Source organism: Corallincola holothuriorum (genome assembly GCF_003336225.1).
In the GTDB taxonomy this organism is placed as follows: Bacteria; Pseudomonadota; Gammaproteobacteria; order Enterobacterales; family Neiellaceae; genus Corallincola; species Corallincola holothuriorum.
The window spans coordinates 185,962-209,054 of the sequence record NZ_QPID01000004.1 but is presented as its reverse complement, the minus strand read 5'-3'; the positions used below and the strand labels follow the sequence as shown (position 1 = coordinate 209,054).

Annotated in this window: 21 protein-coding genes; 8 read left to right on the top strand and 13 right to left on the bottom strand. The window is 50.0% G+C overall.

Annotation, left to right across the window (positions count from 1 at the left end; all coding sequences use genetic code 11):
- Nucleotides 1-33 precede the first annotated feature (33 nt).
- From DU002_RS08560 to DU002_RS08545, 4 genes are all read right to left on the bottom strand, one after another.
- Entirely contained in the window at nt 34-870 is an 837-nt protein-coding gene (locus DU002_RS08560; RefSeq protein WP_114337954.1) for a CvfB family protein, read from the bottom strand.
- Between the two features lie 25 nt (nt 871-895).
- Nucleotides 896-2,449, bottom strand: a complete 1,554-nt coding sequence (locus tag DU002_RS08555) for an MltF family protein (protein WP_114337953.1) — start codon at nt 2,447-2,449, stop codon at nt 896-898.
- A 136-nt stretch (nt 2,450-2,585) separates the two neighbouring features.
- Entirely contained in the window at nt 2,586-2,870 is a 285-nt protein-coding gene (gene ppiC / locus DU002_RS08550) for a peptidylprolyl isomerase PpiC (RefSeq protein WP_114337952.1), read from the bottom strand.
- Between the two features lie 77 nt (nt 2,871-2,947).
- Nucleotides 2,948-3,700 (bottom strand): tRNA-uridine aminocarboxypropyltransferase, encoded by a 753-nt coding sequence (locus DU002_RS08545; protein ID WP_233496452.1) that lies wholly within the window; start codon nt 3,698-3,700, stop codon nt 2,948-2,950.
- Between the two features lie 159 nt (nt 3,701-3,859).
- On the opposite strand from DU002_RS08545, the gene DU002_RS08540 reads away from it, so the two are divergent.
- Nucleotides 3,860-4,333, top strand: a complete 474-nt coding sequence (locus tag DU002_RS08540; RefSeq protein WP_114337951.1) for a hypothetical protein — start codon at nt 3,860-3,862, stop codon at nt 4,331-4,333.
- Between the two features lie 8 nt (nt 4,334-4,341).
- On the opposite strand, the gene DU002_RS08535 is transcribed toward DU002_RS08540, so the two are convergent.
- The 4 genes from DU002_RS08535 to DU002_RS08520 are packed head-to-tail and all read right to left on the bottom strand — an operon-like array spanning nt 4,342 to nt 9,639.
- Complete coding sequence (locus tag DU002_RS08535) at nt 4,342-6,147, bottom strand: protein kinase domain-containing protein (protein WP_114337950.1); 1,806 nt, start codon at nt 6,145-6,147, stop codon at nt 4,342-4,344.
- Between the two features lie 40 nt (nt 6,148-6,187).
- A complete protein-coding gene (locus DU002_RS08530) occupies nt 6,188-7,426 on the bottom strand; it encodes a 2-oxo acid dehydrogenase subunit E2 (protein ID WP_114337949.1) in 1,239 nt (412 codons plus the stop codon).
- 54 nt (nt 7,427-7,480) lie between these two features.
- Nucleotides 7,481-8,455 carry a transketolase C-terminal domain-containing protein gene (locus DU002_RS08525; RefSeq protein WP_114337948.1) on the bottom strand — a complete coding sequence of 325 codons (975 nt, stop codon included), beginning with the start codon at nt 8,453-8,455 and terminating at the stop codon, nt 7,481-7,483.
- Nucleotides 8,456-8,457: 2 nt separating this feature from the next.
- On the bottom strand, nt 8,458-9,639 hold the full coding sequence (locus DU002_RS08520; protein ID WP_114337947.1) for a thiamine pyrophosphate-dependent dehydrogenase E1 component subunit alpha: 1,182 nt from the start codon (nt 9,637-9,639) through the stop codon (nt 8,458-8,460).
- Between the two features lie 306 nt (nt 9,640-9,945).
- On the opposite strand from DU002_RS08520, the gene DU002_RS08510 reads away from it, so the two are divergent.
- Nucleotides 9,946-10,368 (top strand): hypothetical protein, encoded by a 423-nt coding sequence (locus DU002_RS08510; protein ID WP_114337945.1) that lies wholly within the window; start codon nt 9,946-9,948, stop codon nt 10,366-10,368.
- A 108-nt stretch (nt 10,369-10,476) separates the two neighbouring features.
- On the opposite strand, the gene DU002_RS08505 is transcribed toward DU002_RS08510, so the two are convergent.
- Nucleotides 10,477-10,806, bottom strand: coding sequence for a DUF1904 domain-containing protein (locus tag DU002_RS08505; protein ID WP_114337944.1), 330 nt, complete (start codon nt 10,804-10,806; stop codon nt 10,477-10,479).
- A 259-nt stretch (nt 10,807-11,065) separates the two neighbouring features.
- Here DU002_RS08505 and DU002_RS08500 point away from each other — a divergent pair, with 259 nt between their 5' ends.
- The 5 genes from DU002_RS08500 (at nt 11,066) to DU002_RS08480 (ending at nt 15,997) form a co-directional block, all read left to right on the top strand.
- A complete protein-coding gene (locus DU002_RS08500; RefSeq protein ID WP_114337943.1) occupies nt 11,066-12,361 on the top strand; it encodes an EAL domain-containing protein in 1,296 nt (431 codons plus the stop codon).
- 246 nt (nt 12,362-12,607) lie between these two features.
- The gene (locus tag DU002_RS08495) at nt 12,608-13,117 is read left to right on the top strand and encodes a PaaI family thioesterase (RefSeq protein ID WP_114337942.1); all 510 of its coding nucleotides are present in this window, start codon (nt 12,608-12,610) and stop codon (nt 13,115-13,117) included.
- A gap of 38 nt (nt 13,118-13,155) precedes the next feature.
- On the top strand, nt 13,156-14,382 hold the full coding sequence (locus tag DU002_RS08490; protein WP_114337941.1) for an ABC transporter substrate-binding protein: 1,227 nt from the start codon (nt 13,156-13,158) through the stop codon (nt 14,380-14,382).
- A gap of 130 nt (nt 14,383-14,512) precedes the next feature.
- Entirely contained in the window at nt 14,513-14,848 is a 336-nt protein-coding gene (locus tag DU002_RS08485; RefSeq protein WP_114337940.1) for a YajD family HNH nuclease, read from the top strand.
- A gap of 42 nt (nt 14,849-14,890) precedes the next feature.
- Complete coding sequence (locus tag DU002_RS08480; RefSeq protein ID WP_114337939.1) at nt 14,891-15,997, top strand: GGDEF domain-containing protein; 1,107 nt, start codon at nt 14,891-14,893, stop codon at nt 15,995-15,997.
- Between the two features lie 103 nt (nt 15,998-16,100).
- Here the strand turns inward: DU002_RS08480 and DU002_RS08475 are convergent, their stop codons facing one another.
- The 3 genes from DU002_RS08475 to DU002_RS08465 form a co-directional block, all read right to left on the bottom strand.
- Nucleotides 16,101-19,238: an efflux RND transporter permease subunit gene (locus DU002_RS08475; protein ID WP_114337938.1), complete on the bottom strand. Its 3,138-nt coding sequence runs from the start codon at nt 19,236-19,238 to the stop codon at nt 16,101-16,103.
- 11 nt (nt 19,239-19,249) lie between these two features.
- Nucleotides 19,250-20,629, bottom strand: a complete 1,380-nt coding sequence (locus tag DU002_RS08470; protein ID WP_114337937.1) for an efflux RND transporter periplasmic adaptor subunit — start codon at nt 20,627-20,629, stop codon at nt 19,250-19,252.
- Between the two features lie 70 nt (nt 20,630-20,699).
- On the bottom strand, nt 20,700-21,161 hold the full coding sequence (locus DU002_RS08465; protein ID WP_114337936.1) for a hypothetical protein: 462 nt from the start codon (nt 21,159-21,161) through the stop codon (nt 20,700-20,702).
- A gap of 218 nt (nt 21,162-21,379) precedes the next feature.
- On the opposite strand from DU002_RS08465, the gene DU002_RS08460 reads away from it, so the two are divergent.
- Nucleotides 21,380-22,246 (top strand): phosphatase PAP2 family protein, encoded by an 867-nt coding sequence (locus tag DU002_RS08460; RefSeq protein WP_158538005.1) that lies wholly within the window; start codon nt 21,380-21,382, stop codon nt 22,244-22,246.
- Nucleotides 22,247-22,249: 3 nt separating this feature from the next.
- Here the strand turns inward: DU002_RS08460 and DU002_RS08455 are convergent, their stop codons facing one another.
- Nucleotides 22,250-22,630 (bottom strand): hypothetical protein, encoded by a 381-nt coding sequence (locus DU002_RS08455; protein WP_147271816.1) that lies wholly within the window; start codon nt 22,628-22,630, stop codon nt 22,250-22,252.
- Nucleotides 22,631-23,093: the final 463 nt, after the last annotated feature.

The following is a 23,093-nucleotide window of genomic DNA, read 5'->3' as shown; positions in this document are numbered from 1 at the left end:
AAATAAAGCGATAGGCTGGTATTGCTTGGTCGATCACTCGACCAAGCGTATGCCCTGCTCTTCTATCGTGATTTTTTTCTGCTTATAGAGAGAGCCGATGGTTTGCTTAAACACCCGCTTGCTGACACCAAACATACGTTTAATGGTCTCCGGCGAACTCTTGTCACTGGCGGCCAGATAACCACCCGCGTTCTTTAACCGTTCCAATACGTCGCCTTCAAGGCCACTCACCTGCGACTGACTCGACTTTTGTAGCATCAAGTCAATCTTGCCATCTTCTCGAACTTTGCGGACAAAGCCCTTAATCGTGCTGCCATAATGCAAGCGGCGAAACACCTCATTGGCGTAAATCACGCCCCAGTGGTTATGATTCACAATCGCTTTGTAGCCTAATTCCGTTTGATTGGCGATGGTCAATGTGACTTCCTGACCATGTTCATATTGGGCTGGCCAGCGGTCGAGGAAACGATCAACCTTGCTACTGGCGGCAATACGGTGGGTAATATCGTCGATAAAGATCCGCACCAGATAGCTCTTGCCCACTTCCATGGTTTCGCGCTGTTCAGAGAAAGGCACCAACAGATCTTTTTGCAGCCCCCAATCCAAAAACGCACCATGACGACCGGCGTCTACAACTTTCAAAAAAGCAAATTCATCCACCTGAGCTTTGGGCTTCTCGGTAGTTGCCACAGGTGCATCTTCGGAGTCGAGGTAGATAAAGACATTGACCTGATCACCTACTTTTATATCTCGCTCCAGATATTTCGCAGGCAGCAAAACTTCGCCCAAGGTGCGGGTTTCTAAGTACACGCCAAAATCAACGCGTTTAATCACTTTAAGGCGGTTATAACGGCCTAATTCATCACTCATGTTTTACTCAATAAAGAAAATTTAACTATTCCTGCACGGCCTGGATCGCTTGCATACGTGCATTCAGATCATATACCGAACGTTTATAGGCCACGTAATAACGATAGATATTACCGACATAGCGGACCGGCTCTCTGCCCACTTTGGCAGCTACCACCAGCTCAACGTTGTTAAACCAGCGATTCGGATTTAAGCCGCGCTGCTCAGCCTCTCGGCGCAAGCGATTAATACGTGTTGGCCCTGCGTTATATCCCGCCATTGTAAACAGTAGTTTCTCAAATGGCTCAATGTTTTCATCATCGAAGTAGTGATCTCTTAATCTAGCAAGGTACTTGGTGCCGGCATGGATGTTGTTTTGAGTACCGCTGATGTCAGGAAAGCCAATCGCTTTGGCGGTTCTAGGCAAGATCTGCATCACCCCGACGGCACCAGCCCCACTGCGCGCCTTGGTATTGAAATGGCTCTCTTGATAGGCGAAAGCAGCCAATAGCAACCAGTCGATCTCGTATTGCTCACCGTAGGTCTTAAAATACTTTGTTAGCCCGTGGATCCCGCGAAAAGGATCTCGCTCTTCTGCGGTTTTTACCCAGTTAGTATTACCGAAATAGCGCTTCAACAAAGTATTAGCGATCAGTGTCCCGACCCGATGGCTATGGGCAAACTCATCCAACACCGCTTTCAGCTTCGGACTATCTTGTCTGAATGCGAGTGCCACTTTCCCCCCCTCACGTACCGGGATATCGTCATGTACCTGCAGGCCTTTAAATACCCGACGCCACAGATCGAGTTTATGCTCGTCGGCCACCGTTGCAGGCAGAATGCCGTCGTTAACCAACTCCAATACATCTTCATCTTCCAGCCGGGGGTCAACCGGAACAATACGGATTAAGGGCATTCGGCGCTGCTCAAAATCACGGTTTAACGCCACCAGACTTTCGTAGTAACTGGAACTAAAACGGACATGGATCTCCCGACCTGACAGCTCATCAAGGGAAGTTAACGGCGGTTCACCGCTATGTGTGACAAACATCTCTCTGACACGGGAAGAGAACGGCAGAGAAAAATCGACGACCTGTTCCCTGTGCTCGGTAATGGTCAGATTGGCAAAAGCGATGTCGCCATAACCCTCCATCAAGAACGGGATCAACTGATCACGACGTACCGGGATAATGGTAAATTTAAGTAGTTGGGTCTTTTTCTTGCCCAGCTTCTTTTTGAAAAAAGCTTCCATCTCACGGATAGATTCAAACGTCAGACCGCGCTGGGTACCTTTATCGATATAGTACTGACCCAGCGAAAACGTGGTCAAAATGCGGATTTCGCCACGGGTTAGCAGTTCATCCAAATCACCACTACGTGCATCGGTTAGCTGCGGCCAGAGTTCCTTGAATGCATTATCGGCCAGCTCGGCGATATCAATCGGCTTAACTTCACTGAGGGGTAAAAGATCATCACCATCCATCGCCAGATCTGCCGAGGCACCGGCTTTTTCAGGGGAATCTGATGGCTCACAGCCATTGAGCAGCAAGAGTAAGGAAAGCAACGCTGTCGCGCGCCAGAGAATGCTTCTAACCGTCATACAACGCTTCTCTATATTGAGCCTAGTTGCTTATGCTAGGTGCTTGATATATTGCTTAGTTTGCACAGTCTAACGAGAAATAGCTTGTTGCATTGGTGAAAAACAGGGCGCTGGTCACGCCCTATTTAGAAGAAAACTAACGACCCGAGCGGTAGAGCGTCTTGATCAAGTGATAACCAAAAGGGGTTTTGATTGGACCATGAACTTCCAAAATAGCGCGCTTAAACACCACATCATCAAATGCCTTGACCATCTCACCGCGGCGGAATTCGCCCAAATCGCCTCCCTTTTTGCCCGATGGACAGAGTGAGTGCTTCTTCGCCAGCTTGGCAAAGTCGCCCCCTTTGGCAAGTTGTTGCTTAAGATCGGCAGCTTCTTTTTGGGTTTTGACAAGGATATGGACAGCGTGAGCAGATTGCATGGCTAATTTCCCAACGTAGATTTATTTAATAAGGCATCATGGCATTATCATAGCAGTACACCGTAAGCCACTAAACACTATAGGCTTTCCGTACTATTTATGTATTCATCTAAGCGCTCAAGTGCGTCTTCCCTACCCTGATTTATTTGATGTACAGCTTGTTGATAACGGTAACTGAACAGCTCGAACCAGAGCTGCATCAGCTGAGCATTATGGGGCTCACCGGCCGCCGCAAGCACTCTGGCAGCCACTTCGGCGGTCGCCAGCTGGTTACTGTGCGCCGCTTTTCTGATCTGGTAACCGGAGGCTTGCTCGGGACTGAACGATAGCAATGGATAGCCATCCAGATAGGGGCTTTTACGAAACATTTTGCATGCTTCGCGCCAACTACCATCCAACATAATAAACAGCGGGCGCTTCCCCTTCGCCAAGCTCGGCAACAGTTCATGCACTGGCCGTTCAGGTTCAGCATAATGGCCAGGAAAGACGACAAACGGTTGCCATTGCGGTTGCTGCAGCAAAGCAATCAATGCCGGATCAACTTCAGTGCGGCGCCACAAAAATGCGTGAGTGTCAGGCACAAGATCAGCGATCAAACGGGCGGTGTTACTCGGTTTAAGCACTTCATCGTCGTACATCAACAGCACAAAACTGGCATCAGAATCAGTATCGGGCAGCGAAGCACAGGTGCAGAAATCGGCGGCGAGGCGACAATAGTCACAACGCACCACACTGCAACCTCGACTGCGAAAAGGCCGCGAACTTAACGACTTCCGATAGTCATGCAATCGGTGAATTGCATGCTTCTTTCTGATGGCCTGTTTACTCAAAACGAACCTGATAACCGCTTAGCTAAACTTGGGCGGCATCATAGAGGTTTGATCTTCATCTTTCACCCATCGCTTATAAATAAGTACCATATTTGGTACCATTTCGCTCGCACACCAAAATGGAACTAGGCAGGAATGAGCCAAAACAAGGAACGAAACATGAAACAGCTCCTCATCCTCATCGCGCTGATTGGCGCAGGATTTTTTGGATATCAAAAATTAGAAGTTCAGCAAAACCAAGTATCAGACCCCTACTACGTAGAGTTAAGGATCTCCTTTCCCTTTGAAAGTACCAACCTTGTCGGATTCGGTTTGATGCACTCACTACAAGAATGCCAAGAGAGAAGCGGCGGTATCTGGAGAGATATCCTCTCTGGTGAAGCGGGCTCAGTTGAAGTGGCCATGAAATGTAAAAAGCAAATTCCAGAAAAATACAACAAACTGTTCAATAACGAACAATTTTCTGCCACTTACCTAAGTATGGAGCCAGGGAATGAACACGAACGCAGTGCCAGATTTGTTATATATGGTGTGTCATCCAGCGTAATGAAAGAAGCATGTATCGAGCTAATCAATCATTATAAAAAACAGTACCAAGGCAAAGTTCAATGTATTACAGGTACCGTCGGCTAATAATCGCGCTACTTCGTTCGCTTAGGGTCTTTTGGATAAAATCGCTCTGCTTGCTGTTCCTGACGCTCAAACTGCCGGGTGTTTTTATAGGGCAACTTCATATAACCCGCAGTACCGGTGCCTTTAATCAAAGGCACTGCGTCTATGATGGCTGCTAATAAGTCAGTAAAGTCGTCCGCTTTCTCCGGCTCAAGTAGCATGTAATAGCTATGTATTCGTAAATGTGTATCCAAGCTTTCAAAAATGATGCAGCCGGTGTGATGGATCTGATTAAGCTGCTCAACCGCTTCAATAATGGCGTCCGGCAGGGTTAACTGTTCATCAGGATCGCGGCCATCCTCAAAATAGGAGTGGCGATTGCGTTCATTCACTGGGGGGGCCGGTTGGATCTCAAAAGCTAAGCTGGTTCCTGGCAATGGCACAAATGGGTGGCTGGGGTGATTGCGATCAATATGCAGTGTATTTCTGGCGTTAAACATACAGCTTTTAAACGTGCCTTGATGACACAATGCCCGCGCTAACTTAACCATGGTATTGACGGCTGCATGGAACGCCCGCTGATAGCTCTCATCATATAGGTTCAAACTGGCATCAATCGCGACGCCCTCCTCATTCCAATGCAGAGCCAGCCCGCCCACTACCGGGTATTGTCCCAGCCGAGAAACCGCTGCGATAAAAGCTTTTTCAATCTCTCCCATCCCAACCAAGTAGTTTTTATAGTACTTCTCTAGCTGGACATCATCCATGTACATCAATTCACGATTATCACCGTCCGCCATCAAGAACGAACGACGGGAGCTGTATACGACAGTGTCGATGGCCTCATCGCTTTCACGCAGCCATACCGGTACTAATGGAGGCTCAATCAGCCACGTATCTGAAGCAAAATAGTGGCGCCGCATACGCTCCATATGCTGCAGAAGGTAATCACCCGCTTGACGCTTAAGTACCTCGTCATCGGCTAATAAGTTATCGAGCGTACGGGCAAACTCTTGCGGTAAACCTAAAGATGACGCAGGTATAGCACGATGGCCAAAGCGACAAGACTGCCCCGACGCCAGCGCATATAAGGTCGAAGCCACGCCCTGTTCATCAAAACGTGGGCTGGAGAGCGCACCGTTGAGCTGCTCCGCGCCAATAAAATAAACGTCACCCAACCGAGCATTGCTATGATTAACATCGCCAGACATCAATGATTTCACATCTGTCACCGCCTGCTGCCCATCAGACTCTAACTGGGCGAATACCGATGAGCCCCAGTCAATCAGGCTAATGGCTTCAGAATCACGATCAAACACAATATTAGAGGGCTTGATATCACCGTGCACCTGAGTTCGGGGGAGCTGCCGTAGTGCGTTTAAGATCTGTACCAGCTGTGCAGCGATCTGCAGCACCCAGCGTGCTGGCAAAGGTCCTAACTGCAGCGAGACCTTTTCCAAATCTTCACCAGGCGCACGCTGCATCATCAATATCGATTGCTTACCGACACGCTCAAACGCCAACATGCGAGGCACCTGAGGATGCACGACCTGCTGCTGCATGTAGGCTTCATCTTCCAATCTAGCCTGCACGCTTTCCGGTAAGGTGATACGCGAGAATTTAAACACTTTCTGCGCGCCATCACGGCTCGTGCCAGCAAAAACAAAGCCGTAAGCACCTTTACCGATCAAGCTTATCTGCTGATAGCCAAGCTGCTCCAGTTGCCGCATACACAGCTGCACCCACTGCTTGAGCTTACGGGCATCATTTTGACTGAGCAGATAGATAGACTGCTCTTCAGCGATATAAAAATGTTTAAGGGCGAATTCAGCCATCGCCGCTCACTGCTGCAGGGGATCCCTTTTCCAGCTTAGATTACCTCAAGTTAATCAACAAATTACTGGGCTGCTGTAGTAACTGAATGAAACGGTTACTGAACTTGGCCATGGTTGCACCATCGATAATCCGGTGATCTGCTGACCAACTGATATCAGCGATCTGCCGCGCCACCACCTTATCATTGGCATCAAACCTCGGCAGGCGTTGAATGCGTCCCACAGCGAGGATCGCAGACTCCGGATAATTGATGATAGGTGTTGCCGTCGTACCTCCGATGGCACCAACATTCGACACCGTAAAGGTACTGCCACTGAGCTGAGCGCGCGATAGCTTACCCGCTCTGGCATCGGCCAATAATTCACTTAATTGATGAGCCAAAGACAATACGGAAGAGTCTTCTACATGACGCAGCACAGGCACCAATAGGCCCTGCGGCGTATCCACGGCCACCCCTATATGGTGGTGGTGAAAGAACTCTATTTCTTGCGGCTCTTCATGTAAGTGACTATTTAGGATAGGGAATTCCGCCAGCGCCACCGACAACGCCTTTATCATAAATGGCATCAGGGTTAGCTTGGGCTGCTCAATCTCCGCCGCCAACGCTCGCTTCATCGCAGTGAGTTCGGTCAAATCAATCTGATCACTCATAGTGAAATGGGCAATGGTGGTGACCGATAAACTCATCTGCTTAGCCATCGCTGCCTGCACCCCACGCAGAGGCTCTTTGTGGCTGCTCTCGCCTTGGCCAGTGACCCGCGCCACTTGCCCCGGCAGTGCCGAAACTGAACTGTTACCACTAAATGCAAACAGATCCTCTTTATATACCCGTCCTTTCTCTCCGGAGCCTGGCACCTCTGCAATATTAACCCCTAACTCTCTTGCCATTCTCCTCACCGCTGGGCTGGCAACCGCTTTACCGCTCTGAGTATCAGAAACCTCAATCAGCGCGCCTGCCTCTGGTGTCTCAACTACCTTTTCAGCCACTTCGGTCGCTATCGCTTCAACTGCATTGGCAACCGAATCAGCAACAACGGCTTGCTCTATTTCGATGGCAAATAGCGGGGCACCAACACGAGCCAGTTCACCCACTTTGTAATACAGCTTACTGATGCTGCCGGGGTGCACCGCAGGGATCTGCACCAGCGCCTTGTCGGTCATGACATCGGCTATGGGCTGATCTTCGACCACCAAATCGCCCTCTTTCACCAGCCATTCCACCAGCTCACACTCAACGATCCCTTCCCCCAGATCCGGTAACATAAACTCTTTAAACATCGTCTTTCCTCAATCCTTAAATCCATTCATTCTTATTGTTATTGGTTGTCAGATTTAGAAGCGGACAGCCTGCTTAATCGCTTCAAAGGTTTTTAAATGGTCTGGCATATATTCAGCTTCATGAACCAGAGGAAAAGGCGTATCCAAACCGGTGACACGGGTGATCGGCGACTCCAGATGCAGAAAACAGCGCTCCTGCACGGTCGCCACAATCTCAGCGCCAAAACCTGAGGTCCGCGGAGCCTCATGATTCACCACCAAGCGACCCGTTTTTATGACGGAGTCGCAAACAGTATCTGCGTCCCACGGCTGCAAGCTGCGCAGGTCGATAATTTCGCAACTAATACCTTCGGCTTGCGCCAATTCTGCGGCTTTTTCTATTGCTTCCATCTGCGCGCCCCAAGCCAGCAAGGTCACATCGGAGCCCTCCCGCACCAACTCGGCTTTACCTAACGGCAGCTCATAATCGCCTTCCGGCACTTCCCCCACCGATGCCCGATAGATCCGTTTCGGCTCTAAAAACAACACTGGGTTGGGATCTCGGATCGCTGCCAGCAGCAGGCCTTTCGCCTGATAAGGGTTTCGCGGCACCACCACTTTCAACCCCGGCGTGTGGGTAAAATAGGCTTCCGGTGATTGCGAGTGATACAAACCACCGGCAATACCACCACCATAAGGGGTACGGATCGTTAGGCCACCAACATTAAACTCGTTGCCGGAACGATAGCGGAACTTCGCCGACTCATTCACTATCTGATCAAAAGCAGGGAAAATGTAATCGCCGAACTGGATCTCGGCGACAGCCACGCTGCCTTGCGCCGCCAAACCATTAGCAAAGCCAATGATCCCCTGCTCGCACAGCGGCGTGTTAAAGCAACGCTCCCGGCCATATTTCTCCTGTAAACCACTGGTGGCACGAAATACCCCACCGAAGTGGCCCACATCCTCGCCAAAACAGATCATTTTCGACTGACTCGCCATCGCCAGATCCAAGGCGTTATTAACTGCTTGCAGCAGGTTCATCTGCATCGTTATGCTCTCCCTGCTGTTCTTGGATAATGCTCTGGATAACGCTTCAGGTGCTGCTCAAGATCCTCTTGCTGACGTCGCAATTCGACACTGGGGGTATCGTAAACATCCGTCACTAGTTCCCGCAGTTTCGGTTTTGGGATCTTCTCCGCCACTTTCATCGCCGCTAACATTTCAGCGCGCAGAGATTCATCTAACGCCTTATCCTCTGCTTCGCTCCACCATTGCTGGCGGTATAGCCAGGCACGCAGACGAACTAGCGGGTCATACTCACGCCACTTTTGTTCTTCATCTTTCGAGCGATACCCAGACGGGTCGTCAGAAGTGGAGTGAGCGCCCAGGCGATAACTCATCGCCTCGATTAACACCGGAGCGCAATGTTCTATGGCGTAGGCACGGGCTTTTTGCGTTGCAAGATAAACCGCTAAGGCATCATTACCATCAACACGTATAGTCTGCAGGCCATAACCGACACCTCGAGCGGCGATGCCGTCACCGGCGTATTGTTCTTCCGCTGGCGTCGAGATGGCATAGCCATTATTACGACAAAAGAAGATCACTGGCGCTCGCAATACGGCAGCAAAATTTAGCGCCGCATGAAAGTCGCCCTCAGAAGCAGCTCCCTCACCGAAGTAGCAAAGAGTGACATGTTCACCAGCAGCCAGCTTTTGGCCATACGCGTAGCCAACCGCTTGCGGGATCTGCGTGGCCAGCGGCGATGATACCGTCATGTAGTGCAACGCTTTGCAGCCATAATGCACAGGCATCTGCCGCCCCTTCCCAAGATCCAATTCGTTGCTGAACAGTTGATTCATGAACTGCTCACTGCTGAACCCACGCAAAGCCAACGCCCCCTGCTCACGATACTGCGCCATCAACATGTCCTGATCAGATAACGCGGCGGCGCTGGCAACGCTAGCGGCTTCCTCACCTGTAGACGTGAGATAGAAACTGATCCGTCCCTGCCGCTGAGCCGCCACCATGCGCTCATCTAATACACGGGTGAACAACATGGCTTGATAGATCCTTAATGCCACCGTCTGCTCCACCACGGAGAGATCCGCCCCACAACAGGCAGTACCATCTTGCGCCAGCACACTGAACATAGGTATCGCTAACGATTCTTGAGCGACAAACGCAAATTCACTGGTGCGCGCGGCCGTTGTATATCCTGCCTCGGTCATTCCACCTCCACGGTTGCTTGGTGAGTGCGCCACTCACTTAACAGCAAAAGTTTACCTTTACGTAAATGTAAGGTATCAGCGCGAGGTGTCATGTAACCAGGGCCGGATAGCAGGACGCTGTGTTGTAAGGTGCGATTTACAAGCTGTATGAGATAGCGGCCAGCGACTAATGATGGGATAGACCGCACCATAAAAAACTGTTAATGCGTTAGATTAAAAAAGCATCAGTTTTTTACACTTTTTATTAGCCGCTACTTGGCTGATGAACCATACTGGGGGTAGAAAAAAAACAGGGCTGGGACGCCTATGAACATTGTATCTGGTGACTTTACCGGTCTGGCGAGTCACATGTCGAACCGAAACATGCCAAAAGAATCCACTGCCATCGAGGTGAGTGATGGATTTTTATGCCACCGTCGTATTCGTATTCCTGAAGACATTTGCCATCTGAGCCTCATCAGCAGAGATGAGCGCCGCACTCACCGACAAATAATGATGAGCTTGGTATTGGCTCTCACCGTCATGGGGATCCCGTTGGCTATCTATTTGGCGATTTTTCAAAAACAGGTCACCGTTGCCGCAGAGATCAAAACCCTACGTGGTGAACAGTTTGTGATTTTAGCTGATGGCGATGAATGGCTGCATTTAGCGGGTTGCTGCAAAGAGCACAAACAGACGACTCAAACTAAGCCAGTCAAGTCATCCCATGATTCTGCGCTGAGCCATTAGTAAACCGCCCTACGTAAGGCAAATAAAACATAAGGCAAATAAAACGCCGCTGGTGCAGCGGCGTTTGGTCTTACCCTTTCTCTTAGCTAGAACGGCGATTAAGACAGCTCAATAATGTTCGCCATTATCATAGTAAGCTTCGGCTGATAGCACTTGAAAAAACACCGCGATATCTTGCGTTTCCCCCTGATCACGTAGCGCTTGCGTAACTAGATGGGCAAACTGATCCTGTACCGTCTGTGGTCGAGGAAACCAAAGCACCTCCACCATTGGCTCAGGAGAAACCTTGTCACCATCAAATATAAAACTCGACGACACGCACTCCAATGTGAAATGGTCACGGCCACTGCCAAGTAGCTGCGAAAGATCATCGACCAAAGCTTGACTCATATTCTGAATAGCTTGCTCACTCACGCCACGAAACCTTAGATGGGGCATGCACAACTCCTCTTGTGTTCAAATCGGTAAAAAAACCACTATCCCAATAGGGATATATCAGTGAAGCCTTCTGAGCGAGCGTGGTGCAACTGGCTCATTCTGGTTCAGTTCTGGATAATTATTAATCGACTTATTGTCACACTTTTCCTGCGGACATCGATCTGGATCTGATGATAACTGCAAAGTATATATTAAAGGCATGTGGCATACGTTATGCATTGGCTTGCCTGTACTTCACTAATTCACCAAGGAATGGTTGATGCAAAAATCAGCAGGAGCCGCCGTTATGCCAAACACAGCCGTTAATTACTCCCTAAGCCCGTCGGCTTATCAAGCTGACCCATGGCATCAGCTCCATCCGGAGCACTTTTTTCCTTGGTACCAACCTTTTGTCCATGTCGCCAGCGGTGAAATAGCGGGCTACGAAGCATTAGCGCGCACTAAAAACAGAGATGGCAAGATGATCAGTGCCGGGCCGCTATTTAGCGATCCAACGGTAAGCTTCCCCAATAAACTAACGATCGACCGCTATCTTCGGCAACAAGCGTTAACCCTGTTTGCGCAGCAGTCAGACGCCGGATTTATCACCCTCAATATCTCTCCCGAATGGTTGCAACATCTGTCTAGCCAGCACACCAGTATGACCGTCGCCATGGTCGAAAAGCTAGGTATTGACCCATCCCGTGTGATTATTGAAATAACAGAGCAAGGGGGAGATATTGAAGCGTTAAAACGGTTGGTAAAATCCTACCATCAGGCAGGAATGAAGATCGCTATCGATGATTTTGGCGCTGGGGCATCACAGGTTGATCGCATCATCGAACTGCAACCTGACATCATTAAATTAGATATGCAGTTATTCAAACAGGCCGCTAAAGGCGGTGCCCATGCCGACGTTGCTCTCTCTGTCACCACACTGGCTCAACGCGCTGGCAGTCGCATCGTTTGCGAAGGGGTAGAAACCGAGGATGAGTTCCATTTTGGCTTAGAATGTGGTGCTCACTATATGCAAGGCTGGTTATTTCAACCTGCCGCGCCGGGTTTGCTAGCCAAGCAGAGCTGCCACGAACAGATGTCGACGCTGCGTAAAACATATCTTTCCCGCAAAACGATCCGACTGTCGGATACGATGATGCATAACATTGAAGTGAAAGATGCTGTCTATCGCCTGCGCAGTAGTGTGATGGCAAATCGCCCTACCACTATCGATGCCGAACGCCTTCGCGCACTGGGCGTAGCGCGCTACTACCTTTGTGATTCAGGGGGGACTCAACGCTCAGCAAATTTTGAAGTCACAGCATCAGGTATTGAAACCTGCAACGAGTGTATTGGCTATAACTGGAGTCATCGCCCCTACTTCCCTACGCTGATCGCCCTGCAGCGAATAAAGCAACAACGCATGGTCGTATCGCCCATCTATCGCGACACAAATAGCCTCAAACTCTGTAAGACCTTTGGAATATTTATTACCCCCAACGAAATATTGCTGGTGGATGTGCATGTTGATGACCATACCCTGTTTGCAGAGAATGCCAGATACAAGGCAGGTTTTTAACACAAGTAACAGACAGGAACAGGTTTGCGATTTTTCTGTCACCTTAGATGACCGCACCTTTGTGCCCAATGCTCTCCGGATCGAAGGCCGCCGTTAACTGAGTGCTTGTTAGCCAAAGGGATCGTAAGGCAGACTCCTTTGGCGTGCAACTAACAACGTCCCTCACACTCTTTATTATTGGTGAAAACAACGAGGCAGGATTCTCCTGCTACGCTGAACTGATATTACTCAGTAAGTGGTTTTTCGATGAAGCCAGCATTTCAGGATCTTATCCCGCACAATCACTGTTTTGGTTGCGGTCCGCAAAACAGCGAAGGGCTAAAGCTAAAAAGCTATTGGCGTGACGATGGCAGCAGCGAATGCGTTTACCTCCCCCAACCACATCAATGTGCTGGCCCAACAGGCTTTGTTAATGGCGGCATCATTGCCACCCTCATTGACTGCCATTGCATCTGCACAGCGATGGCTCACGCTTATGCATTAGCTGGCAGAGAAATAGGCCAAGGACAACCGATCTGGTACGTTACCGGAGAGCTCAACATTCAGTATTTAGCGCCAACACCGATAGACGAAGCGATCAAATTAGTCGCCAAAGTTGAAAACGTGTCAGGGAAAAAGATGACCCTTAGCTGCGAACTTATGAATGTAACTGAGGCACCGAGTACGCCGTATGCTCGCGCAACTATAATGGCAATACAGGTTCCATCAAACTGGCTAAAACATGCAGATATTCCTGCAATGTGTGAGAAGTCATAACCTAAACAGAACAGGGAGAGCGGGCACAATGGAGCGACATGCGTAAACTTACCTTACTTCTTCTATCACTGACCGTGAGTGTTGCCATTGCAGATCCCTTGACGGTGTCAGTGCTACTGACACCAAATCAGCGGTCAGCTTATGAAACAGTATTTGCTGACTTTAGCAAAGAAACAGGAATAGCAGTCAAGGCCGTGTTAAAAAAAGACGTGGCATACAAATACATGCTCACTCAATGGCTGTTCGCCGGGAAAGACACACCAGACATACTCCACTGGCAAGCATCCGAAAGGCTTTATTTCTTCAGTCGCCAAGGTGTGCTTCATCCATTAACCGAGTTGTGGAACGCAGAGGGTTTAGATAGCCAATTCAGCAAGGTAAAACACGCCGTGGAGGACAAAGGCGAAGTTTATGCGTTGCCGATTTCCTACTATCACTGGGGGATCTATTACAATAAGTCGTTGCTAGAACGCTATGGCCCTCCCCCTGAAACCTGGGAGCAGTTCATCGAAACCTGCGCCCGCATTAAGCGCGACGGTATCACCCCTTTAGCTATCGGAACCAAGCATCAGTGGCCTGCGGCGGCTTGGTTTGACTATATCAATTTGCGAGTGAATGGCTTGGCCTTTCACCAACAGCTACTAAACGGCAAGATCTCATTTCGGGATAAGCGAGTTATTGCCGTCTTTGAGTACTGGAAGCAACTGATTGATGCCGATCTATATAACCCTGCTACGAGTGATTTCGACTGGGACGAAGTCGTTCCCCTCCTCTATCATCAACAGGCCGCATTTACGCTCATAGGTAACTTTGTCGCGCCAAAGTGGCCGCAACATATCATTGATAATATTGGTTTTATGCCCTTCCCCAAGATAGCCAGCATCGCTAGAGCAGAAGAAGCGCCGATGGAAGTATTTATGATCGCAGCGAACACTGACCAACGACAGAATGCAGAGGCATTTATTCGTTACATGGCAAGGCCAGAAGTACAGTCAAAACTTAATGGCGAGCTAGGCTACTTGTCACCCAATAGCAACAGCATTCACAGTGACGATCGCTTCATTCAGGCTGGCGCCGAGCTATTAAAAAGTGCGTCTGGGATTTCACAGTATTTTGACCGGGATACCAAGCATAACTTTGAAGTATTAGCGATTCCGCTACTTGCCGAGTTTTTGCAACACGGGGATATCGCGAGAGTCACCATCGAGCTAGAGCAAGTGCGCAAGCTTAGCTTTCCGCAACAGCCACAAAGTAGCACTCAGTAACACGGCCATCACCTTTGTCGCACAAGCAGCAAAACCAATCTTAGAAATGTGAACTGGTCAGCTTGCCTGCTGATCCGATACCCGCCCAACACAGGTATACTCAGCAAAAACGTGGTCGGAGAAGAATATCGTGGCAATCATCCCTAAAAACTATGCTCAGCAAGAGCAAGGCTACCGAGATAAAGCGTTAAAGCTGTTCCCGTGGGTCTGTGGCCGCTGCGCACGTGAATTTCAATACTCTAACCTGCGTGAATTGACCGTGCATCATGTCGATCACGACCACACCAATAACCCCAGCGATGGCTCAAATTGGGAGCTGTTGTGCTTGTTCTGCCACGATCATGAACACGAGAAGTACACCGAAGCCGACACCTACGGTACCCGCGTGCAAGCCGGCGAAGATCTGCAAGAAAAAAGCGCGACCCACAACCCATTCGCCAACCTAAAAGATATGCTGAAGAAATAGTTCAACTTTTTCAGCATTGAAATGAAAACGAGATAGTTAAAGATGAAATCGTTTCACTGGGACCAGCATTTTGTCACTCACGTTCCTGAAGTAGACACGCAGCATTACCAGTTGGTCGAAACAATCAACCAGTTTGGCAATTTGTTAACTGATGATGTCATCGATATTGAGGATGTTGACAAGCTATACAATCAACTTTCTAGCTACGCCATTGAGCACTTTCAATCTGAAGAGTCGCTGATGCAGGAAGCAAAGCTTATTCCTGAATACATAGCCCACCATCACTTGGTTCATGGCCAGTTTCTCAACGAAGTCAACGCTATTTACACCGAAGTCACTCAAGACAACATCCAAGAAGCAGAGCGCCTGCTGCAGTTTCTCATTCATTGGCTGGCCTACCACATACTTGGCGAAGACCAATTTATGGCCAGACAGATGAAAGCCATAGAGGGGGGCTTAGCGCCCCAGCAAGCTTATGAGCAACTTAAAAGAGAAAAAAATAGTGAAACCGCGCCGCTGCTAAAAGCACTCGACGGCCTATTTGAGCAGGTATCGTTGCGAAACCGAGAGTTAAAACAGCTAAATGACTCGCTGGAAGAGAAAGTGGCGCAACGAACAGAAGAGCTCCATCAGGCCAACCGGCACCTAGAAGAGCTATCGTTAACAGATACCTTGACTGGCTTGCCTAACCGTCGTCACGCCATGGGCTTTCTCGCGCAAAGCTGGCAGCATGCCATAGAACATGATACTCCGTTGGTATGCATCATGATTGATGCTGACCACTTTAAAGCGATCAATGACACCTGTGGCCACGATGCTGGTGACAAGGTTTTAAAAGCTCTGGCTACCACACTGAAACAATCATTTCGCAATGATGACCTGGTGTGCCGTCTCGGTGGTGATGAGTTCTTCGTTATCTGCCCTAATACAGATCATCAGGGCGGAATGAATATCGCCGAAATCGTCTGTCAAACTGTGTCTGAGTTGCGAGTTTCTACAGGCAGTTCACCTTGGCATGGCAGCATCAGTGTTGGCGTGGCATCACGAACAACAAAAACTGACAGCTACGAAGCGCTAATAAAACTGGCTGACCAAGGCGTGTATGCGGCAAAAAGCGCAGGAAAAGGCTGCGTGCGGACGGCAAATTAACCGTTCCCCCACAGCAACATCATAGTTACAGCTTGTATCTCATAACAACGACAATAAAAGAGCCCAACTCATCTGGGCTCTTTCTAAACCAGCACCGCCAAGGTCATTTCATTCTCGGTAACTTGCCTTCATATAACAGCAAATAGACAGCCGGAATAACAAAAAGTGACAACAGCGGCGCAGTGATCATGCCGCCAATCATTGGCGCTGCGATCTTCTGCATTACGTCATTCCCTGCCCCAGCGCCCCACATAATCGGCAACAAGCCAAAAAAGATAGTAGCCACCGTCATCGCCTTCGGCCTGATCCTCATCACCGCGCCTTCCATCAAAGCGTTTACCAAATCTTGCTTACAGTTGAACGCCCCTCGCTGACGATGAGCTTTGATGCTGTTGTTCAAGTAAACCTGCATCACAACGCCAAACTCCGCCGCCACCCCTGCCAAAGCGATCATTCCCACGGCAACAGCCACCGACAAGTTGTAGTCCAGGTAGTGCAAAAACCAAGCACTGCCCACCAGCGCAAAAGGCAAGCTCAACATGATCACCGACGCTTGAGTCATCGAATTAAACGTCATCATCAGGAGCAGAAAAATCACCGCCAACGCCATCGGGATCACCAGCGTCATTCTCGCTTCAACACGCTGCATATACTCATATTGACCAGCGAAACTAATGCTGTATCGCGCGGGTAGGAGTAACTGCTCATTAAGTCGCTCTCGGGCGTGCTTTATGTAATCCCCGATCGACATATCTTGAATATCAACAAAAACCCAACTGATCAGGCGGCCATTCTCACTGGTAAGCATGGGCGGGCCATCGCTGAGAGAGATATCAGCCAGATTCATCAACGGCACATATTTCCCAGTTTTGGTCATCACCGGCAAACGCCGCACGTTTTCGATATTGTCTCTAAGCGCGCGTGGATAGCGGATATTAATCGGATAACGCTCTTGCCCTTGTACCGACTCAGCCACCGTCATACCGCCGATCGCCATCTTTACCACATCCTGAATATCGGCCAGGGTCATGCCGTAACGAGCTGCGGCATGCAGATCCGGTTCAATATCGATATAGCGGCCACCACCGCTGCGCTGGGCAAATGCCGACAGGGTACCGGGCATGGCTGCTAACAAAGCTTCCACTTGCTCACCGATCTCCTCCAGTTGTGCCACATTGTCGCCGGAAATCTTGATCCCTACCGGCGTTCTAACGCCCGTCGACAACATATCGATACGGGTTTTAATTGGCTGTACCCAGGCATTGGTGATCCCCGGTACCTTCACTGTTTGCTGTAATTGCTCAATCACCCCTTCGATAGTGATTCCTTCACGCCATTCGTCGCGAGGTTTAAGCATGATGGTGGTTTCCAACATGGTTAACGGTGCCGGATCGGTGGCGGTATCTGCCCGCCCCACTTTGCCAAATACTCTGGCCACTTCAGGCACGGTTTTAATCAACCTATCTGTTTGTTGCAGCAACTCAGCCGCTTTCCCAGCACTCAGCGATGGCAATGTTGTTGGCATATACAAGAGATCGCCCTCAGCCAACTCCGGCATAAATTCCGACCCCATTTTATTGAGCGGATACCAAGCGCTGGCAAGCGCCAGCAGCGCCAAAAACAGGGTGATTTTTGGGCACCGCAGCACCGCCTTAAGCAAGGGTCGATAACCAGCAATCAACAGGCGACTCAGTGGATTCTTGCTCTCTGGCGGGATCTTGCCACGAACGAAATAACCCATAAGAACCGGGATCAGGGTGATCGCCAAGACAGCAGAGGCCGCCATAGCAAAGGTTTTAGTAAACGCCAAGGGATGAAACAAGCGTCCCTCTTGCGCTTCCAATGCAAACACCGGAATAAAACTGAGGGTAATGATCAGCAGGCTGAAAAACAGCGCGGGTCCCACTTCGACAGACGCCTCTCTGATCAATTGCCAGTGGGCTTCACCTGAAGGCGGCTTGCCATGCTTAGTGTGGTAATGCTCCAGGTGTTTGTGGGCGTTTTCCACCATCACAATGGCAGCATCAACCACAGCACCGATGGCGATGGCGATGCCCCCTAGGCTCATGATATTGGCATTTACCCCCATCCAACCCATGATGATGAAACTGATAAGTATCGACAGCGGCAAGGTGATCACCGCCACCAACGTCGAACGAGCATGCAACAGGAACAGCAGGCATACCAAGGCCACCACCAGCATCTCTTCGAACACTTTGCTTTTCAGGTTATCCACCGAATCAAGGATCAACTGCGACCGATCATAGGTATCCACTACCTCCACACCAGGGGGTAAACCCGGTGCCAGCTCCGCCAGTTTCGCTTTTACCCGTGCAATGGTATCCAGCGCATTTTCGCCATAACGCATCACCACAATGCCGCCAACCACTTCGCCTTTGCCATCCAACTCAGCGATACCACGCCGCGCTGCTGGGCCAATACGAATATCAGCGACATCTTTCATCAGCACAGGACTGCCGGTGTCGGACAGGATCCCCAAAGGGATCTCGGCAAAGTCATCAAGGGTTTGCCGATAGCCGTCAGAACGCACCATGTATTCAGCTTCCGCCATCTCCAGCACCGAGCCACCCACCGACGCATTCGCACTTTGCAGCGCAGCATTTACCGATTGCAGATCCAATTGATAAAGCGCCAGCTTATGAGGATCGACCACGATCTGATAGGCTCGCTCCATCCCGCCAATGGTCGCTACCTCCGACACCCCAGCCACGCTTTGCAGTTCTAGTTTCAGGTACCAATCCTGTAACGACCGCAACTGCGCCAAGTCGTGACTGCCACTGCGATCGACCAGCGCATATTGGTATACCCACCCAACACCAGAGGCATCCGGCCCTAACTGCGGTGTAATCCCCGCAGGCAAGCGCCCCTGCATCTGTGAGAGATACTCCAGCACACGGCTTCGAGCCCAGTAGATATCTGTGCCATCTTCAAAAATCACATAGACATAGGAATCGCCAAACATAGAAAAACCACGCACCGTTCGCGCTCCCGGCACAGCCAACATGGCGGAGGAAAGCGGATAGGTGATTTGATCTTCAACCAATTCTGGCGGTTGCCCAGGATAGGAAGTTTTAATGATCACCTGCACATCAGACAGGTCAGGCAGTGCATCCAACGGCGTGGTGCGCATCGATTGGTAACCAAACAGCGCCACAATGATTGTCACCACCAATACCATGGTACGTTGGCGCAGCGATGCGCTAATGATTTTATCTAGCATCTTCGCGCCCCCTAGTGACCATGGCCAGCATGGGGGTCGGCCGCTGTTTGCCCAGCATTGCTGCCGCTCAAACGCTGCAGACTGCCCTGAATACTGGCTTCGGAGTCAAGTAGGAATTGCCCGGAAACAACAACACGATCTCCTGCTTGAAGCCCCTCCAGAACCTCGGCCCGTCCCTGACTGATCATGCCGAGTTTTACCGTCACCGAAGCAAAGCTATTGTCATCTCGCTGCACCACCACGCGATTCTCTCGCCCAGTCATGATCAACGCTTCGGTTGGCACGGTTAACAACTGGCGTTTCGGCCCACCAAATAGCTCAACATCGACTAATGTGCCCGGCCGCAACTTCTGCTCAGGATTATCCAACACCACGCGCACCCGCATCGCGCGGGTGGTGGCGTCTAATTCTGGATAGATGTAATCAATATGCCCTTCAATATCGAATAAGCCTTGTGCCGATGCCGTGACCTCCGCTGGCCGCCCCACTTCCAGCCAGCTCTGCTCATTCTCGAACACATCTGCCAACACCCATACCCGTGACAGATCCACCAGCTCCATCAGTGTACTGCCGGGTTCTACAAACATCCCCTCACGCAGTTCGAGCTTGCTCACCATCCCCTCGTATGGCGCATAAAACGGCACACGATAAAAACTCTTGCCGCGCTTCTCTAACTGTTTAATCGTCTTATCCGAGATCCCCAATAGTTCAAGACGTAATCTAGCCCGTCGCAACAGGTCGGCGCCATTTCGACCTTTTTCGCTCAGCACGTTACGCGCTAGCAGGTAGTCATCTTGCGCATTCACCAGTTCCGGCGAATAGATATCAAACAGCTTCTGACCTTTTTTAACATAGTCCCCTTCGCTGACCACACTGACCGACTCCACCCAGCCGGTCATGCGCGGGTGAATATGGTGGATCGCATCCTGGTCATACTCTACGGAGCCGAGTGCCCGCACATAGCGCCATAAGGTATCATCGGCGGTCACAGCTTCTGTCCGCAGCCCCAGCGCCTGCTGCATACCACCAGCCACATTCACCGAAACCTCTTGAGCGGCCGCCCCCACTTCCACGGGTTCCAGCGACATACCACAGATCGGACAGTGCCCCTGTTCATCCTGCACAATCTGTGGATGCATCGGACACACATATTTAATCGCGGGGCTAGCACTCCCCAAGGGCGCAATCGCAATAGGGTCCAGAGGGCCATCATGCTGCATCTGGGCGTGGCCCGTATGGTCACCGTCGAGACCCGGCAATGTCGGCTCTACATGGCTAGGGCTATCGAGGGAAAACAGTCTATCGAACGTATGCGGGACATACAGATAGGCAGTGGCAGCCGCACCGACTAACACAAAACCAAAAATGGCTAACAGGATCTTAATATTCATCACTCACTCCAAAAAACATCGCAATAGGCGGTGGGCTATCTGCTGATAGACCGAATTTAGAGTGAAAGAGTTAATTACGCAGGCGTTGAACCTGCAGATAGAGCGGTGGATACCCGCCAGGAGGGTCAGGCTTGAGGTATTGAGAAAATAGTGAGAGCGACGGAGACAATCGCTTAAACAACCGCGTCATTGCCCACACTAACCCCGCCACAGCCAGCAGTAACAGAACGCTGGTGACCCACTTAACCAAACTATGATCAGCTTCGTTCTGACCACAACAATCGTGTTCAGCATGGCTCTGCGCCGTGTCGGACATACTGTGTCCAGCATGCTCACCTACGAAGGCGAGCGGCTCGGAATGATGCTGAGGGCCAGCGTTGATAGAGGCGTGTGACGTGTGCGCCGCCAACGCGGAGGTTGGCAACGCCATGCTACCCAAATGACTACACACCAGCAAAATGCAAAACAACAAGCTGCCAAGCGCAAAGTACGCAGACAATTTTGCCGTGCTGTAGAGGCGTAGCAGTGACATAAGTAGGTGGCACCATGATGATAACAAGGCTAATTATAGACCTTGGAGTAACGCAAGGGTCAACGGATAAATAGCAAAACTGTGCAACAACAAATTGAAACCATGGGCAAAATCCCATAGCGTGACCATCAATTAGTTTTACCTATCAGTTCAAGAGACTCAGTATTTGTAGCATGGACAACAACGCCCCCTATCATTCGCAGCCCAAGGTAGATGCTTTGCCCGTAACTCTGAGCGCCAAACTGCTTGGTGATGAATCCCCCCGTTTTTGGTTGCGTTGCGTGGTTGCGGTGCTGATGTTTATCTATTTCGAGATGGGCTATTCCTGGGCTAAACGGCACGGAGCAGACACCACCATTTATGATGCAGCCACCGCATTGGATGCTTGGTTGCCACAACTGCCCGTCTTTATCATCTTTTATATGCTCGGGTATCTGTTTGTTTTTTCACCCTGTTTTACCCTAAAACGAAAACAGGAATTTTATTGGGGAACCTGCTGTTTCTTTCTTATTCTCACCTTCAGTTTTCTAATATTTAAACTGTTCCCCGTCGCCATGGACAAGAGCATCGCCATGGGCACGGATGGCTTCTCAACACTGACCCGCTTCCAGCAGGAGAACGACACCCTCTTTAACAACTTCCCCAGCCTGCATGTCTCATTAAACCTGTTCGCATTTCTGATATTTGCCCGTCACCACAAAAACTGGTTCTGGCAAATATTGCCGATCCCCTGTTTGATCATCGCCTCAACCGTGTTAGTGAAACAGCATCTGGTGGCCGATATGATTGGCGGGATTGTCGTCGCACTGTTGGCCTATCGCTTGTTTGTCTGGCTGGTGACGCGTCAACGCTTGCCCCGCTTTTTGCCAGCGTGGTTGCCTTTCACTTTGGTCATTGCCACCGTCACCGCCGTTATCGCATACAACCATCAGCGGCTGGCTAAAATTGGCCGCATTGTTGAAAAATTTACCGAACAAACCCTAACCAGTATTCCGCCCTGGATAGGTATCGCGCTACTGTTCATTGGCCTAGGATGGTGGTGGGGAGTGAAGGTATGGCAGCAAAAACGTCACAACCAAGTTTGATGGCTATACGTTGCTTAGCCGTTGAACTATTTCATCTTGCTCAACGTCATTAAACATAGAAAGCGGGACAAAGTGGATAACGTCACCAGTGCACTCAACAGACACACCATTGATGTGGCCTCTTTGCTCTTTGGCAACACGCACAATTGAAGATAGTTCGATGTTATTCATGACCATACCGCTGCGAGCTACCGTAACCATGCCATCGCTAAAACGGATACTGACGGCGTCAGCACTAGCAAGACTAAACAGCAGACCAGCGATTGAAAGCGTCAACAGGAAACTGGTAAACGTTCTATCCAGCGCCAAGTAAAAACCAGCGATAGCCACGGGCAACAACGCCAAACAGCAGAAAAACACCAGCTTTCTTTGGTTCGTCCACATTGTTGGCTTATAGAGCATCACTTACCTGTTTAACGCTTTGCGCTACCGCGCATGTGACGTCGTTATTTGTACAAAAACGAGCTGACGCCATCTGCAGTAGCTTGTTATAAAACATGCTGATTAATCACCATCGCTATCTCTGCGGGCTCCCTAAGATTGTCAGCAAACACCTTACTATCCACTTGATTGCTTTCGCAAACTCTCACACACCCTTGTTCAGAATGTAGAAAAAAGAGAAGAGGCGCTTCTTTTGGCCAGTTATCCAAGTTTTGGATTGTGCATACCCAGCCATGATGAACTAATTGGTAATGTTTTATCGACCAGCATCCCGACAATAAGTCGAGAATCTTAACTAGGTTTTCTGAAATATAGTGATTCATAACGTCCATCATTTAGCCATGGCATAACGCCTTCAATCCCGTGGGGTAGCCATCGCTCGTCGCTTAAACTGCTTCTTTTCCAG